This is a genomic window from Paenibacillus sp. H1-7 (assembly GCF_022354825.1).
GTDB lineage: Bacteria > Bacillota > Bacilli > Paenibacillales > NBRC-103111 > Paenibacillus_S.
Genome location: NZ_CP031168.1, coordinates 6222414 through 6236671 on the forward strand (window position 1 = coordinate 6222414; position 14258 = coordinate 6236671).

13 protein-coding genes are annotated in these 14258 nt (G+C 53.0%); 5 read left to right on the plus strand and 8 right to left on the minus strand.

Going from position 1 to position 14258, the window contains the following annotated elements:
- The first annotated feature begins 102 nt into the window (after positions 1 to 102).
- Together DVH26_RS27520 and DVH26_RS27525 are read left to right on the plus strand one after the other, a co-directional pair.
- Entirely contained in the window at positions 103 to 1314 is a 1212-nt protein-coding gene (locus DVH26_RS27520) for an ROK family protein (protein ID WP_239627673.1), read from the plus strand.
- A 42-nt stretch (positions 1315 to 1356) separates the two neighbouring features.
- On the plus strand, positions 1357 to 2352 hold the full coding sequence (locus DVH26_RS27525) for a formylglycine-generating enzyme family protein (RefSeq protein WP_239627676.1): 996 nt from the start codon (positions 1357 to 1359) through the stop codon (positions 2350 to 2352).
- Between the two features lie 99 nt (positions 2353 to 2451).
- On the opposite strand, the gene DVH26_RS27530 is transcribed toward DVH26_RS27525, so the two are convergent.
- From DVH26_RS27530 to DVH26_RS27545, 4 genes are all read right to left on the minus strand, one after another.
- Complete coding sequence (locus DVH26_RS27530; protein ID WP_239627678.1) at positions 2452 to 3624, minus strand: DNA sulfur modification protein DndB; 1173 nt, start codon at positions 3622 to 3624, stop codon at positions 2452 to 2454.
- On the minus strand, positions 3624 to 4760 hold the full coding sequence (locus tag DVH26_RS27535) for a DGQHR domain-containing protein (RefSeq protein WP_239627680.1): 1137 nt from the start codon (positions 4758 to 4760) through the stop codon (positions 3624 to 3626). Before DVH26_RS27535 ends, DVH26_RS27530 begins: the two co-directional genes overlap by 1 nt.
- A 286-nt stretch (positions 4761 to 5046) precedes the next feature.
- Entirely contained in the window at positions 5047 to 6366 is a 1320-nt protein-coding gene (locus tag DVH26_RS27540; protein ID WP_239635502.1) for a (Fe-S)-binding protein, read from the minus strand.
- Positions 6367 to 6515: 149 nt separating this feature from the next.
- Entirely contained in the window at positions 6516 to 8138 is a 1623-nt protein-coding gene (locus DVH26_RS27545; protein WP_239627683.1) for an FAD-binding oxidoreductase, read from the minus strand.
- Between the two features lie 142 nt (positions 8139 to 8280).
- On the opposite strand from DVH26_RS27545, the gene DVH26_RS27550 reads away from it, so the two are divergent.
- Positions 8281 to 8988: a FadR/GntR family transcriptional regulator gene (locus tag DVH26_RS27550; RefSeq protein ID WP_239627685.1), complete on the plus strand. Its 708-nt coding sequence runs from the start codon at positions 8281 to 8283 to the stop codon at positions 8986 to 8988.
- Positions 8989 to 9136: 148 nt separating this feature from the next.
- Positions 9137 to 9697: an NADPH-dependent FMN reductase gene (locus DVH26_RS27555; RefSeq protein ID WP_239635503.1), complete on the plus strand. Its 561-nt coding sequence runs from the start codon at positions 9137 to 9139 to the stop codon at positions 9695 to 9697.
- A 111-nt stretch (positions 9698 to 9808) separates the two neighbouring features.
- On the opposite strand, the gene DVH26_RS27560 is transcribed toward DVH26_RS27555, so the two are convergent.
- Positions 9809 to 10552 (minus strand): SDR family NAD(P)-dependent oxidoreductase, encoded by a 744-nt coding sequence (locus DVH26_RS27560; protein WP_239627688.1) that lies wholly within the window; start codon positions 10550 to 10552, stop codon positions 9809 to 9811.
- Positions 10553 to 10614: 62 nt separating this feature from the next.
- On the minus strand, positions 10615 to 10866 hold the full coding sequence (locus DVH26_RS27565; RefSeq protein WP_239627691.1) for a hypothetical protein: 252 nt from the start codon (positions 10864 to 10866) through the stop codon (positions 10615 to 10617).
- A 355-nt stretch (positions 10867 to 11221) separates the two neighbouring features.
- Here DVH26_RS27565 and DVH26_RS27570 point away from each other — a divergent pair, with 355 nt between their 5' ends.
- Positions 11222 to 12205: an HD domain-containing phosphohydrolase gene (locus tag DVH26_RS27570; protein WP_239627693.1), complete on the plus strand. Its 984-nt coding sequence runs from the start codon at positions 11222 to 11224 to the stop codon at positions 12203 to 12205.
- 81 nt (positions 12206 to 12286) lie between these two features.
- On the opposite strand, the gene DVH26_RS27575 is transcribed toward DVH26_RS27570, so the two are convergent.
- Positions 12287 to 13780: an extracellular solute-binding protein gene (locus DVH26_RS27575; protein ID WP_239627695.1), complete on the minus strand. Its 1494-nt coding sequence runs from the start codon at positions 13778 to 13780 to the stop codon at positions 12287 to 12289.
- A 202-nt stretch (positions 13781 to 13982) separates the two neighbouring features.
- On the minus strand, positions 13983 to 14195 hold the full coding sequence (gene yhfH, locus DVH26_RS27580) for a protein YhfH (protein WP_239627698.1): 213 nt from the start codon (positions 14193 to 14195) through the stop codon (positions 13983 to 13985).
- Between the last annotated feature and the right edge of the window lie 63 nt (positions 14196 to 14258).

The following is a 14258-nucleotide window of genomic DNA, read 5'->3' on the forward strand; positions in this document are numbered from 1 at the left end:
TCGAAACTCGTGTATAATTGGTCGTTATAGAGCATGTTTCTTCATATACAGCAAGTACCGAAAAATAATCGATGCCGCATTAAAGCTTGGTTGGAGGTTTCAATGAGCTTGTTACCGATAAACGAAAGAATGGGCAGCCGCAAGCACAAGGAAATATACGAACGTATCCGGCGGCAAGGAACCGTTTCCAAAATCGATTTGCTTGAGCAAAGCCAAATGACAGGAAGCACGCTGACGAGGACATTGGAGGAGCTGACAGCGCAAGGCTGGCTGGTCGAAGCAGGCCTGGGTGAATCGACCGGGGGCCGCCGTCCGATTCTGTATGAAACGAATCCGGCAGCCGGATACGTATTCGGCCTGGACATTTCACGGATGAGCTCCAAGCTTATTCTATGCGATCTGCATTTGAACAAGCTGGACGGTCATAGCTGGATCATGGACGAAACGATGACCCCGTCCAGGCTGTTTCATGCCATCGCCGAAACCGTGGACGTCATGCTGAAGACGCACGGGATTTCCACAGAATCGGTGCTGGGCATGGGGATCGGCGCAGTAGGTCCTCTGGACCGCAGCTCAGGCATAATTGTGGAACCGCTGTATTTCCAAGCACCCGGATGGCGGCATGTCGAGATTGTCCGCTATTTGCAGGAACGTTTCGCTTTCCCCGTGCTGCTTGATAACGGCGCCAATACCGCCATCATGGGAGAATCGTGGTCCGACCGTAACCGGGACTACCGTCACCTGCTATACGTTCATGTCGGCGTCGGAATCCGGTCCGCGATGATGTCTAACGGCAAAGTCGTATATGGAGCAGTCGATATGGAAGGATCCATCGGACAAATGATCATCCAAACGGACGGCCCGAGAATTGGAGAGCAGGGCAATTTCGGCAGCCTGCAGACCTATGCATCCATTTATGCGCTGGAGCAGCAGGCACAGTCCCGGTTAAAGCAAGGGCGGGAAAGCTCCTTGCGCTTCAAGGAGCCGGATCCCGAGAAAATTACTTTCGCGCACTTGCTTCAAGCGCTGAAGGAGCACGACCCGCTGACCGTCGAAATCTTCTCCCAAGCCGCCACCTATTTCGGTATCGGCTTATCGAATTTGCTGAACATTTTGCATCCGGAAAAAGTCATTCTCGGCGGCTCGCTCATGAACAGCGACCCGAGCTTTTTCCAAATCGCGACTCGCGTCGCCATTCGCAATACCTACTACTACCCTGCTTACCAAGTCGTATTCAGCCAGGGGCATCTTGGGGAAGAGGCGCTGGTCATCGGTGCAGCCACTATGGTCATTAATCAGCTTACAGAAGTATAGGCACATCGCAACCGCTACAGATGAACGAGGGGGAACTTTACAATGACAGAACCGACAAAGCCTTCCTGCTGCTCAACAAGCCGATCGGAAGCCGATGGCAATACAGTCCAGCACATCTCTATGGATAGCTTGCTTCGCAAGCCTCAGCAGAGCCATAACCGCAACAGTACCATTACCGATCCGCGCGAAGGTATGATCTATTTGCCGGGAGGGCAATTTCTGATGGGAACAGACGATCAGGAAGGATTTCCGCAGGATGGAGAAGGTCCTGTGCGGCCCGTTACCGTGAATCCTTTCTATGTGGATCCTTGTACCGTAACCAATGCCGAATTCGCCCGGTTTGTCCAAGAGACCGGATATAAAACGGAATCGGAGCAGTTCGGATGGTCCTTCGTATTCCATCTGTTCGTTTCCGAGGAAACCGCTGCAAAAGTAAAGCATGTCGTACAGAGGACGCCCTGGTGGTGGAATGTCGAAGGCGCGGACTGGGCGCATCCGGAAGGACCGGACTCGTCGATCAAGGATCGAATGGATCATCCGGTAATCCATATATCGTGGAACGATGCGCAAGCCTACTGCCGATGGGCCGGCAAACGGCTTCTTACCGAAGCGGAATGGGAATATGCAGCCCGGGGCGGCTTGGAGCAAAAGCGTTACCCTTGGGGCGATCTGCTGAAGCCGGGTACCGAGCATATGTGCAACATTTGGCAGGGTAAGTTCCCTGACAAAAACAACAAGAGCGACGGCTACGCCGGGACCGCTCCGGTCCGTTCGTTCCAGCCTAACGGCTTCGGCTTATACAATGTCGCCGGTAACGTGTGGGAATGGTGCCAGGACTGGTTCAACCCGACATGGCACATTACCGGGCCAAGCGACAACCCGAAGGGACCGGACAAAGGCACCTCGCGAGTTATGAGAGGCGGCTCCTACCTGTGCCACAAATCATACTGCAACCGCTACCGGGTCGCCGCACGCAGCTCCAATACACCGGATAGCGCCTCCGGCAATATGGGCTTCCGCTGCGCAGCCGATGCGTAAGCCGGAAGCCTGCCAAGCCTGCCTGTAACATAACAAAACCCTCCTATTCCATTTCTTGTTGGGAATAGGAGGGTTTTTAGTTTATAGCGTAGAAAGCGGTTAAGCGGTCGACGCTTCGTCATCCGCTGCTTCGCCATGCAGCTCGCGGAACAGCGCAACGAGCTTGCCGTGCTTGCGGAGCGATTTCTCATGGATCAGGTTCAGCTTGCCGTTATCCAGCGTTCCGAACCGCTCGACCAGCTGCTCATTTTCATGGGTCCAATCGAAGCCTTCGAAAATACTAAGACAGGTGGTCCAGTTTTTCACATATTTGCCATCCTGATACAGATGAGCATGTGCATACAGGGCGATACTCTCCTGCATAGCCCGGCTCGCCGAGCTGAACTGAGGCAATCCCGGCTGCTCCGGCATCAGCGGCAGCAGCGTGCTGTAAAACTGGTGAAGGATTTCGATATGAGCCGAAGGATCCTGCCTGATTTTGCGCGCCATCTCGTAGGAAGGCTGCATTTTTCCCGTAAACAGCATCGTTGCCGTCGAATACAGCCAGCTGAACGAGGTGAAGTTTTTATTGTAAGAAGTCAGGTTGGCGCGGCGTTCCACACCGGCTCCCTTCAGGAATACGTTATGATCAACGACCTGCTGAATGACCAGATTGAGCGGATCGATGCTGTCGAACGAATGGCCGAGCTCTTTACTAACGAGTTGAACCTTGGAGTTGATATCGCCGAACAGCTGCTTTTCTTCCTCTTCGCTCAAGCCGATATAAATTTGCACAGCAAGCTCGCTCTCCATCAATTCCAGACGGCGGCGCTCGATTTGCTCAACAAGCCCTTCCATTTGCTCAAGCTCCGTCTTCACTTCTTCGCTGTCCGGCATCCGGCGCTGCTTAATTTTCAGAGCGGATACCTTCTTCTCGTGGCTGCGAACTTCCTTAAGCAATTGCTCGTTCACATAGCCCAAGGCAAGAATCCGGTGCTGTCCGTCCAAAATGCTAAGCTTCGAACCCGGACGCAAATACAGTCCTTTATCCGTTTTGGCAAGCGAGCTGACATCGCGCAAGCTTAAAGTTACAGGTCCGAAGAAGACGCGGTCAAGCTCGCGCTCCTGCAGGTAATTCGAAATTTTCCGGCGTTGGCCTGCGCTCAGCTTGCGCTGTACCATCGGATCGATCGTCGTATAGTTAAGCAAATCCTGCACTTGTACAGGAACGGTAGCCAAACCGAATTTTTCGCAAAACGGGTGAATCGTCATATTGAGGCAAAGTCCATCCATTAGCCGGCATCCTCCTTATCACGGATCAAGAACAAATGATGCTCCTGATAAAAATCTTTAATATACTGGTAAGCCTTCATAATACGCGAGCGTCTAGGCAAACGGTCCTTCTCATCGCCGGTATAAATCGCATTCCAATCGATGTGAGGCAAAATTTTCATCGCATAGTCCAGCGCATAGCGGTTGAAGCTTCCCGTCTTGGTCGCTTCCTCGTGGAAAAACATCGCCATAGCGATTTGCATATTTTCGGTCCAGCAAAGCTCGCCTTTCTCCGGCTCAGGCAAATGACGAAGCATAACGTCGAAATAATGGGACGCGAGTCTTGCATGCTCGTCGATGTCCGTATCCTCAAAGTAATATCCGTTGTTGCGCGCAGCCGATTTCAAGCGGCCCTCGAACAGTCCGCAAAGAATTTCGACCAGCAGGTGATACGAGAACAAAAATTCCGGCCCTTTCCCCCGCTCAGTAAACATATCTACCGAAATTTGCTTCATAGCCGGGGATTTCATCGCCAAATGAGTGGCCAGCACATGATAAAATCTGCGCTGCTCGCGAAGAACCGCCAAGTTGCCGCCGATTTTGCGCGGAAGCTTATTAATATCCGAGAACAGCTGACGCTCCTGACGAGCGTTAATATCGAGATAAATCATCGTCGACATCGGGAACGTGTACAGCTTGCTCAGCTTATCCGTAATTTCTTCCATACGGTCATATTCTCTGCGGTCTTTGGCACGGGCCATGTTGCTTTGCAGCGTTTCCATAATTCTCCGGAATGCGGCAAGCCGGTGCTGTCCGTCTACAACGTATAGCTTCTCGATGGCCTGAAGGCGGTATACCTGCTGATCGGCGTCATACTCGCCCGCTCCTCTGGCGGAAAGAATGATGCCCGGGAAATAAATCCCCTGCTGGTGATCGAGATACAGCATAATATAATCCATCAGTTTCGATAAGTTCTGCGGCACGATCGCCCGCTGAACTTCCAAATCTACTTCATAGATGGAAAACAGCTTGCTCATAGGCAAGGTGGTGGACAAGGTTGTTTGTCCGAACGTCCGTGAAACCGCTCCGGGGATCTCGATGTAGGATGAAGCTTTTTGCTCCGCCAGAAGTTCCGACAGAGAAGAAATTTGGTCCATTCGTTCTTTCCTCCTTAAGTGGCTGTTGCTATAGATATATATTACTATAATAGGTTCATATAGTTCCATTATACACCGAATTATCACGAAACATTCAGGAAATAGCCAGAATATTACTTGATTTCTAAAAGTTATTCCCGATTCATGTAGGTTATTCTTGCCACTTCCCCTTGACATTCTGGAAAATGCAAAAAAACTTATCCGCCTCGCAGCAAGCGGCCAGCCTGCCGTGCAGATAAGTTTCGCTTGCTCAGAATATTCAGAGCTGTTTGGCGCAATCCGTTTCCTAGCTCTTGCGGACTAGTCCTTCAGCCATAAAATCAACCAGATGCACCGCTTTCATGCGCTCTCCGAGTCCTGCTCGCTCAATTCCCCATTTCATCTGCAGCAGGCAGCCGGGATTGGTCGTCACGACATATTCCGCCTCTGTTTGCTCCACATGCTCCATCTTGTGGTCGAGCACATCCGCCGACATTTGCGGCTGCGTCAAGTTATAGATGCCTGCGGAGCCGCAGCAGCGGTCGGCTCCCTGCAGCTCGTTCAGCCGCACACCCGGCCTCGACTGCAGGAGGGTGCGGGGCTGCTGCTGGACCCGCATCACGTTGCGCAGATGGCACGAGTCCTGGTACGTGACGACGAGGGGGGCCCCCGTCGTCTCCGGCGCCGGAAGGAGCGGGCGGCCGTGCTCCACGAGCAGCTCCGCGACGTCCCGCACCTTGCGCGCAAAATCGCGCGCAGCGTCCGCCGCCGACTCATCGCCATGCAGCAGATGGTCGTACTCTTTCAGGCTCGCGCCGCACCCGCCGGCGTTGCTCGCCACGAAGTCGACGCCGGCTGCGCCGAAGGCGTCGAGGTTCTCGCGGGCGAGGCGGCGGGCCGACGCCGTCTCGCCCGCGTGGGCGTGCAGCGCTCCGCAGCACGTCTGCGAGGTCGGGATGACGACCTCGTAGCCGGCCTCGCGGAGCAGCCGGACCGTGTTCACGTTCGTCGACGTGAACAGCACATCCATGATGCACCCGCGGAACAGCCCGACGCGGGCGCGTGTGGCGCCGCCGGCAGGGGGAATGACGAGCATGCGGCGGCTGCCGCCGCTGCCGTTCGTCGTTTCCCACGCCGCCGGGAGGCCGAGCTTCGCCCAGGCGCGGATGACGCCGTCGGCGGATGCCTCCGGCAAGATGGCTTCCATTTGCCGCATATGCTCGGGCAAGAGCCGCATGACGCCGCTCATGCGCGCCAGCTTCTGCATCCCGGAGCGCTGGTACAGCTTCAGCATGCCGCCGAGCAGACGCATGCGCCCGTGATGCGGGAACAGCCGCTCCATGAACAGGGTGCGGATTGCTTTCACGTTCGGAGCGTAGTCCGTCTCCGCTGCGATAGACTCCCTCGCCTGCTCAATGAGCTGCCCGTACTTCACGTCCGAAGGGCAAGCCGGCTCGCAGGCGCGACAGCCGAGGCACAGATCCATCTGCTCCTTGAATCTGGCATCAGGCTCCATGAAACCGTCGGCAACCGCTTTCATCAATGCGATGCGCCCGCGTGGCGACGCCGCCTCCAGTCCGGTCTCGTTGAACGTCGGACAGGCGGTCTGGCAAAACCCGCAGCGCATGCAGTTCGTCAGCTGATCCGAATCCAGCGTCAGCTTCAATCTCGCCGCAAGCTTCTGCGTCTGAGCCGCTTGCGGTAGATGCTGGGCTGCCGATGGCGCTGCGCTCTCCTGTGCCGCCGATCGTGCACCTGCTCCTGTACCATGAGTCGTCATGACAAGCCCTCCTCGCTTCCTGTTCCCGCTCTCCTCACACGCTGCTGTGTCTCCTCAGCTAACTGCAATGAATGCTCTTGCTGGTCTTGCCGCCCTTGCCGGTCTTGCTTCGATTCCAATTCCGATTCCGTTTGCCGTTCTTGCTCGTTCGCCCGCACTTGCCCTGCTTCCCGGGCTTCTGAACGTCCCTCGCCCTCTCCTTCGCCCGGCCCATCGGTCAGCACGATACGCTTGCGCGTTTCGGCGAACAGCTTGCCCGGATTCAGCAGCTGATCCGGGTCGAACGCCAGTTTCAGCCGCTTCATAATATCTATGCCGGAAGCGCCTACTTTCCATTCCAGATACGGCGCCTTCACCATGCCGACCCCGTGCTCCCCGGTTATCGTCCCGCCCATGCTTATAGCCGCTTCGAATATTTCCTCGAACGCTTTTTCCACGCGGTGAATTTCCTCCGCGTTGCGCGCGTCGGTCATCGCCGTAGGATGCAAATTTCCATCACCGGCATGGCCGAATGTACAAATTTGCACATCGTATTTGGCAGCAATCCGCTGCACCTCCATGACCATATCCGCAATCCGGGAACGGGGAACGGTCGCATCCTCCAATATCGTCGTCGGCCGCAGACGCGACAGCGCAGCCAGCGCGCTCCGCCGAGCTTCCATCACTTTGGCGCCCTCCTCCGGGGTGGCCGCCACCTTGACCTGGATCGCGCCTTCCTTGCGGCACAGCTCCTCGATCCGCTGCAAATCCCGCTCGACCATGCTCTCGTCGCCGTCCTGCTCTATCGCCAGAATCGCCTCCGCGTCGACTGGCAGACCGATTCGTGCGAAATCCTCTACGACCCGAATCGTTGCCCGGTCCATAAATTCGAGCGTGCACGGGGTAATCCGGTTCGCAACAATTTGCGACACCGAGCGTGCCGCCGATTGCAGATCGCTGTAGATCGCTACCATGGAGCGCCGGAAATCAGGCTTCGGCACGAGCTTCACCGTCGCTTCCGTAATGATGGCCAGCGTACCTCCCGATCCTACGAGCAGACGCGTCAAGTCGTAGCCGGCCACATCCTTGACCAGCTTCCCGCCCGTCCGCAATATGTCTCCGTTAGCCATTACCGCTTCCAAGCCGATCACATAGTCTTTGGTCGTCCCGTACTTTAAACCGCGCAAGCCACCCGCCCCCAAAGCGATGTTGCCCCCCATCGTGCAGATGATCATGCTGCTCGGATCCGGCGGATAAAACAAGCCGGTCGCTTCCACTGCCGTATGAAATTGCTTCGTATTCAACCCCGTTTGGAATGTGGCCGTCAAGTTATCCTGATCGATCTCAATCAGCCGGTTCATGCGAGTCATGACCATGACGATGCCCCCTTGAACAGGAACGACGCCTGCGCACAGGTTACTCCCGGCTCCCCTCGCAATAACCGGTATTTTATGGCCGGCACAAACCTTCATAACCTCGGACACTTCCTCCGTAGACGCAGGAAATACGACTCCGTCCGGCATCGCTTGATATAACGGCGTCGCGTCGTAGCTGTAAGATACAAGCGTTTCCGTATCATCTTTGAACCATTTCGGCCCTACAATGCTCTGTAATTGCTCGCGAACAGACTGCGCTATCACTGAATTCAAACCCTCCCATGGCATTGGATAACGTTGAATAAGCAGAAACAATCGATTATAATTTTAATCAGGTCATCTGATGACTTTATTATAGAAGTACATTTTCCCAAGTGTCAATATAGAGGATTAAGGACGTGTAGTCATGATTATTCGTAAAGCTTATGAAGTAGTCGCCGAAACGATTCGCGAGCAAATCATCCAGGGAGAATGGGCCGTCGGAACCCGCCTTCCATCGGTAGAAAAGCTTGCTGTCCGTTACAACGTCGGCCGCTCCACGATCCGGGAGGCGCTCATGTCATTGAAAGCGCATGGCTGGGTGGACGTCCGCCACGGCGGCGGCACCTTCGTGCTTAAGCTTACCGATGACGCTCCGCTATGGCAGCCCCCCGAAATTAACGACAGGAAGCAGCTGGCGGCGTGGCTGGAGCTTCGATACATCCTAGAGACGGAGAGCGCAGGACTTGCCGCTCTAAGAAGATCGGAAGGGCAGCTTGCGCAGCTTCATGCCATTTTACACGAAATGGCCTTGCTTCGGGACGAAGAGGCTCTGGAGCAGGCCGACATCCGGTTCCATACCTCACTTGCCGAGGCAGCGGGAAATCCGCTCCTTCGAGGCACTCTGGAATCTTTATTCTCCAATATGGGCAAGGTGATGCAGGAAAGCCGCCGCCTTTGGCTGTTCGCCGAGCAAAGCGAAACCGACAGGCTGGTTGAGGAGCACCGGCTTATTGTCGATGCAGTTGAACAGAGCGACGCTCCGCTTGCCAAGCAGCGGATGGCCGCGCATCTTCGCAAAGTAGAGCAGGTGCTGGAGAAGCTGAACAAGCTCCCGGAGCCGGAACCGCGTTGAAACGCAGACAAATTGAGCGCCGCTCCTTCCTTAGTCAACTTTACATATTTTTTAAACTTATATATTGACTAAATATCATTAATAAACCATAATAAAATGATGATTTGTTTTTCTACATAATCCAACCTAGAATTTGGAGGTAATGATGATGAAAGTCGTAGCTATTGTAGGGAGTATTCGTAAGGAATCTTATAACTTGAAGCTTGCCAAATTCATTCAGAAACGTTACCAGGACCGTTTTGAGCTTGAAATTTTGACCTTGCGGGATCTTCCCTTCTATGATCAAGATATTGAAAATGACCCACCCGCTGCCGTAAAGGAATTCAAGGGCAAAGTGGCTGCCGCCGACGCCGTATTGTGGGTTGTTCCCGAGTATAATGCAACCGTTCCGGGTGTGATGGTTAACGCCATCGATTGGATGTCCCGTGTAGACCGGGTATTGAACGGCAAACCGTCCTGGATCGTAGGAGCATCGATGGGCTTGCTCGGTACGGTTAAAGCCCAAGGCCATTTGCGCGACATCTTGTTCGCCCAAGGCGTCGGATCTCCGCTTCTTCCGGGTAACGAAGTGTATGTAGGCGTCGTTCATGAAAAAATCGATACGGAAGGCAACCTGACTCATGAGCCGACCGTGAAGTTTTTGGACTCCGTTGTCGACAACTTCATCAACTGGTACAACCAGCAAGCTAAAATCGCCGTGAACAAATAATTGCATGCTGGTAACAAAAGAGGGTGCCCCAAAAGCCGAAATCTCGGTTTGGGACACCCTCTTGGCATATAAAGTGAGCTGTTTAAGCCGACAGACTGGTGCTTCAAGTGCTTATTGAGCCGTATAGCCGCCATCAACCAGCAGACTTGTGCCTGTAATAAACGATGCGTCTTCACTAGCGAGAAACAGAACGGCTTTGGCCACTTCCTCCGGCTTGCCGAGGCGACCCATCGGATGAAGGCTGATCAAATGTTCATTAATCGCTTCATTGCGCCCTGCAATAAGAGGCGTATCGATATAGCCCGGGCAAACCGCATTCACTCGAATCCCTTGTTTCGCATAGTCGATGCCTAGCGATTGCGTCAGCAGCTTCACCCCGCCTTTAGCGGCCGCGTAGGCTGTTACCCCCGCTTTCCCGACATGGCTGTGGATGGAGCCGCAGTTGACGATAACCCCTCCTCCGTCCTGCTTCAGCATCTGCTCGATGGCATATTTATCCGACAAAAAGACGCCGGACAAGTTGATATCGATCGTTCTCTCCCACGCATCCGCCGTAAGCATATGAGCAGGCCCGTCCTTGGCAATACCGGCATTGGCGAACATAATATCGAGCCTTCCGAATTGCTTTACCGTTTCGGCAACCATCGCTTGAACCTGATCTTCCTTGGTTACATCCGTTTTGATGAACAGCGCTTCTTTGCCGCCGTTACGAAGCTCGTCCGCCAAGGTCTCGCCCCTGTCGGAAAAATCGGCAATGACGACCTTCGCTCCTTCCTCTGCAAACAACCGGATCGTCATCTCTCCGATTCCGCTCGCTCCTCCGGTAACAACCGCGACTTTGTTAGCAAATCTCATCCTGACAGCCTCCATGTGCTTGAATAGTTGTAAAACCGTAGTATGCCGAGTGAGCTTCGTTTTTAAACAACGATTCGTTTCAGGGAACAGCGTATAGCCGTTCTTTTTACTGCTTCGAGCCTGCTCTGCTCTTCTTGTTCATAGAAACAGGCATCCGACAGCAGCGTTTCAACGGCTGCAAGCGCCGCTTCCATGGCTAGCGGTTCGCTGCGCAGCAAATAGTAGCACATTTGGTAGCACGCCTGCTCATAGCGCCGTATAAGCTGAGCCCGTCTTTCCAGCGTCATCTCCCGGGAATCGGCAGCTCCCGCCATTACACCGCTCCCCCAGCCGATGCAGCCAGACCATAGCCCGCTTTGAGTTCGATAATGGACATGAGACGGGCCGATTTTAGCAATGTACTCATCCCTTTGATGCTCCTCACTGTCAACTTGATTTGCAACTGTTGCTTCATGCTTTTTATTGTAGGGAGCAATTCTTAAATAAGATAAAAGGAAAGTTTAAAATTTGCTTAAGTTTTACTGATCATTCATCCTGCAATTCGTCATAAAAATGTGCGACCAGGCAACAGAGGTTCGGGAATCATGTGGTAAAATAATGAAGAAATGAGGTAAAATCAACGACACCTCCTAATCCCGCTACACATCGACGAAAACATGGAGGGACATCATGGAACCGGCTTTGGCATTTTATTTGAAACTGGCGGACGGCGTTATCATTACCGATCAAGAGCACCGGATCGTGGAAGTGAACGCGAAGTACGAGGAAGTAACCGGGTATGCCCGCGACTATATGGTCGGACTGCGAGCCAACTTTCTGCGTTCACGGCTGACCCCTTCCAAGACATATGACAGCATGAAGCAGTCGCTTAGTATGAATTTGGCATGGACCGGGGTATTCATTAACCGGAAGAAAAACAAAGACATTTGGCACACCAACATCACCATAACCCCCATGAGCTTGAACGGGCGAACGTATTATGTCGGCGTCGTCCGCGACCTGGACCGAATCCCCGAGGGCAGCTATTTGTCCGAATCACGCAAAATAAAGCTGCAAAGCGAAATATTAAAGGTTCTTGCCATCTCCTGTGAAATAAGAGACCCTCACATTGAGGAGCATTTAACCCGTGTACAGCAAGGCACCGAGAAGCTGCTGACAGCCCATAACCGGAGGCTGAACCTCGGACTGTCGGAGGAGTACATTCATCAGGTCGTCAACGCCAGCATCATGCACGATATCGGCAAATCGGGAATCCCCGAGGGCATTCTGTACAAGCCCGGGCAGCTTAATTACTACGAGCGTCATATTATTGAAACGCATCCGCTCATCGGGGTCGAAATCGTGAACAAAATTTCCCGTGAAATGGAGGACGAGATTCTTCAGGAGGAGCTGCGGATCGCCGAGCATATTATTCACTATCATCATGAAAAATGGGACGGCAGCGGTTATCCCGCCATGCTGAAGGGCGACGAAATCCCGTTCGAAGCGCAGGTCGTCTCGATCGTCGACGTGTTCGATGCGTTGACGAGCCGCAGAGCTTACAAGGATGCCTGGAGCCGGGAGAAGGCCATACAGTTTTTAAATGAGCAAAAAGGATCCGCCTTCAATCCCGACCTCGTCGATACCTTCGTTTTGACGCTGGAATGTTCCTGATTTTTGCTTTATAAAAACAAAACGACCGGTCGCATCATCCCCTTACCGGGGTACGCCGGTCTTTTTTCATTGGATAGGCTCTTATTCCGAGGCATTCATCTTTTTATCCATTTTGTACATTTCGTTAAGCTCTTTCAATACCGCATCGATCCCCATCCGCTTCGCTTCCGCTACAAACGCGTCATACTTGTCGACCGGATACTGGCCGGTAATGATTTTGGATATGTACTCCAGCGCCAGCTTTTCAAAAGCGGGTGCTTTGCCGGATGCTTTTTCACTGCGCGGGATGTACAAGCTGTTCATGCTCGTTTCCGTCTTAAAGCCGTTCACGGCAAGCCGGTTTTGCTCCAGCACCGGGATCGGGACAGGCAGCATCAATGGATGCACACTGAACAGGACGGCCCCGGGATTGTAGTACTTTTCCTCTCCCTCTACCATCCAGCATATTTTCCCGTCCACAATCTTGTACGTCAGACCTTCGAACCCGATCGCCGTGAGCTTCGTCCCTTCCGGCCCCAGCAAGTAATCGAGCACCATTTTCGCTTCTTTGGGATACCGGGTTGTGGACGGAATGACATAGGAGCTTGAATAGCCTGCGCGGACCGTGTAATTCGATCCATAGGGTCCTGTCATCGTCGGAACAGTAGTGATGGCCGCATTGGGAAAGCGTGCCTTCAGCTTATCATAGCGTTCCGTTATCATCTCGGCTCCCCGGATCCAGGCACCCGTTTTGCCGGAGGTAAATTTGTCTTCAGCCGTTACGCGTTTTTCCAGCACCCACTCCTTGTCAAGCACCCCGTTCTCATACGCTTTTCTGAACCACGCCAATGCCTCCTTCATTTCCTTGGAGGACAAATAGGCCGACTTGATCGTGTCGTCTACCGGATCCAGATACAATGCAAGCTTACGGGGGTGGGCTGGAACAAACAGTTTCCACAACGGTCCTGAACGGCTTAAGTCTCCTCCCATAGTAAACCCGGTCGTATTGGCTTTACCGTCTCCATCAGGATCCTCCTTCGTAAAGCGGTACAGCATCGTATACAGCTCATCGGCATTGACAGGCGTCTTGATTTGAAGCTTCTCCGCCCAGTCCGCCCGGTAATAAATCGATTCCGGAGCTTGAAAAAACTGCGGAAGCGAATACATTTTCCCATTGTAGGTGGAGTCCGCAAAATATTCCTTGGGCATGCCGCTCCAAATCGGAGACGCTTTAATCAATTCGTCCAAAGGCATTAGCGCTCCGACGGCCGACGCCCCCCGAATTCTCTCGCTGCTCATCCAAACAATATCCGGAACCTTCCCGCTGTTCATTAAAGCATTTACATATTTCTCATACTCGTCTTTCTCGTAAATCTCGATATGCAATGAGACATTAAATTTCTCTTTCAGTTTTCTTTGCAGCAGCTGCCTTTTCATTGGAGATAAGGTTTCGCTGCCTCGCCACAGCATGGTTAATGGAACGGACGCTTCAGGATCAACCGCCTCAATGGATTCATTCGCAGTACCGCAGCCGGGCGTTGACACGGTAATGATGATTAAACATAGAATCCAGACTGCAATCGCTTTCTTTGACATGATTCCATATTCCTCTCTCTATAGTGCGACAGTCTTATCACCCTTGAAGGCAATGGGAATACAGTATGAGTTCTTGTCGAACCATGACATCTCACTTCTATTTTAAATGTAAATGCTGGAAGCGTCATTTTCAACATTTTTATAGACAACAACCATAAATTAACCCCGGCAAGCATCCGCTAACGGAGCTGCCGGGGTAGCATTACGACCAATATTCATCGATGATGTTCGTGCCTTGCATTGACCTGACGATCTTTCCTTGCGGTTGAAGCGGCGATAAAGGGTAAAATGTGTTTCCCTCGCAGTCATCACAGGTGTTTTTGTAGCAATCGGCTTGCTCTTCCAATTCGATCCCACAGCGGCAACAGCGTTTAACGGCAAACAATTCTAAAGGATTCATCGGTTCTACTCCCATAGTCGACACTCCTTTAATCGCTTTTAAACAAGTATACACGAAAAAGGGGACTAATGTTACCGC

What these genes read in the sequence shown, in the direction of transcription:
- DVH26_RS27520 (WP_239627673.1), top strand. Translation starts at nt 103, where the DNA reads ATGAGCTTGTTACCGATAAACGAAAGAATGGGCAGCCGCAAGCACAAG.
- DVH26_RS27525 (WP_239627676.1), top strand. Translation starts at nt 1,357, where the DNA reads ATGACAGAACCGACAAAGCCTTCCTGCTGCTCAACAAGCCGATCGGAA.
- DVH26_RS27530 (WP_239627678.1), bottom strand. Translation starts at nt 3,624, where the DNA reads ATGGATGGACTTTGCCTCAATATGACGATTCACCCGTTTTGCGAAAAA.
- DVH26_RS27535 (WP_239627680.1), bottom strand. Translation starts at nt 4,760, where the DNA reads ATGGACCAAATTTCTTCTCTGTCGGAACTTCTGGCGGAGCAAAAAGCT.
- DVH26_RS27540 (WP_239635502.1), bottom strand. Translation starts at nt 6,366, where the DNA reads ATGCGCTGCGGGTTTTGCCAGACCGCCTGTCCGACGTTCAACGAGACC.
- DVH26_RS27550 (WP_239627685.1), top strand. Translation starts at nt 8,281, where the DNA reads ATGATTATTCGTAAAGCTTATGAAGTAGTCGCCGAAACGATTCGCGAG.
- DVH26_RS27555 (WP_239635503.1), top strand. Translation starts at nt 9,137, where the DNA reads ATGAAAGTCGTAGCTATTGTAGGGAGTATTCGTAAGGAATCTTATAAC.
- DVH26_RS27560 (WP_239627688.1), bottom strand. Translation starts at nt 10,552, where the DNA reads ATGAGATTTGCTAACAAAGTCGCGGTTGTTACCGGAGGAGCGAGCGGA.
- DVH26_RS27565 (WP_239627691.1), bottom strand. Translation starts at nt 10,866, where the DNA reads ATGGCGGGAGCTGCCGATTCCCGGGAGATGACGCTGGAAAGACGGGCT.
- DVH26_RS27570 (WP_239627693.1), top strand. Translation starts at nt 11,222, where the DNA reads ATGGAACCGGCTTTGGCATTTTATTTGAAACTGGCGGACGGCGTTATC.
- DVH26_RS27575 (WP_239627695.1), bottom strand. Translation starts at nt 13,780, where the DNA reads ATGTCAAAGAAAGCGATTGCAGTCTGGATTCTATGTTTAATCATCATT.
- yhfH (WP_239627698.1), bottom strand. Translation starts at nt 14,195, where the DNA reads ATGGGAGTAGAACCGATGAATCCTTTAGAATTGTTTGCCGTTAAACGC.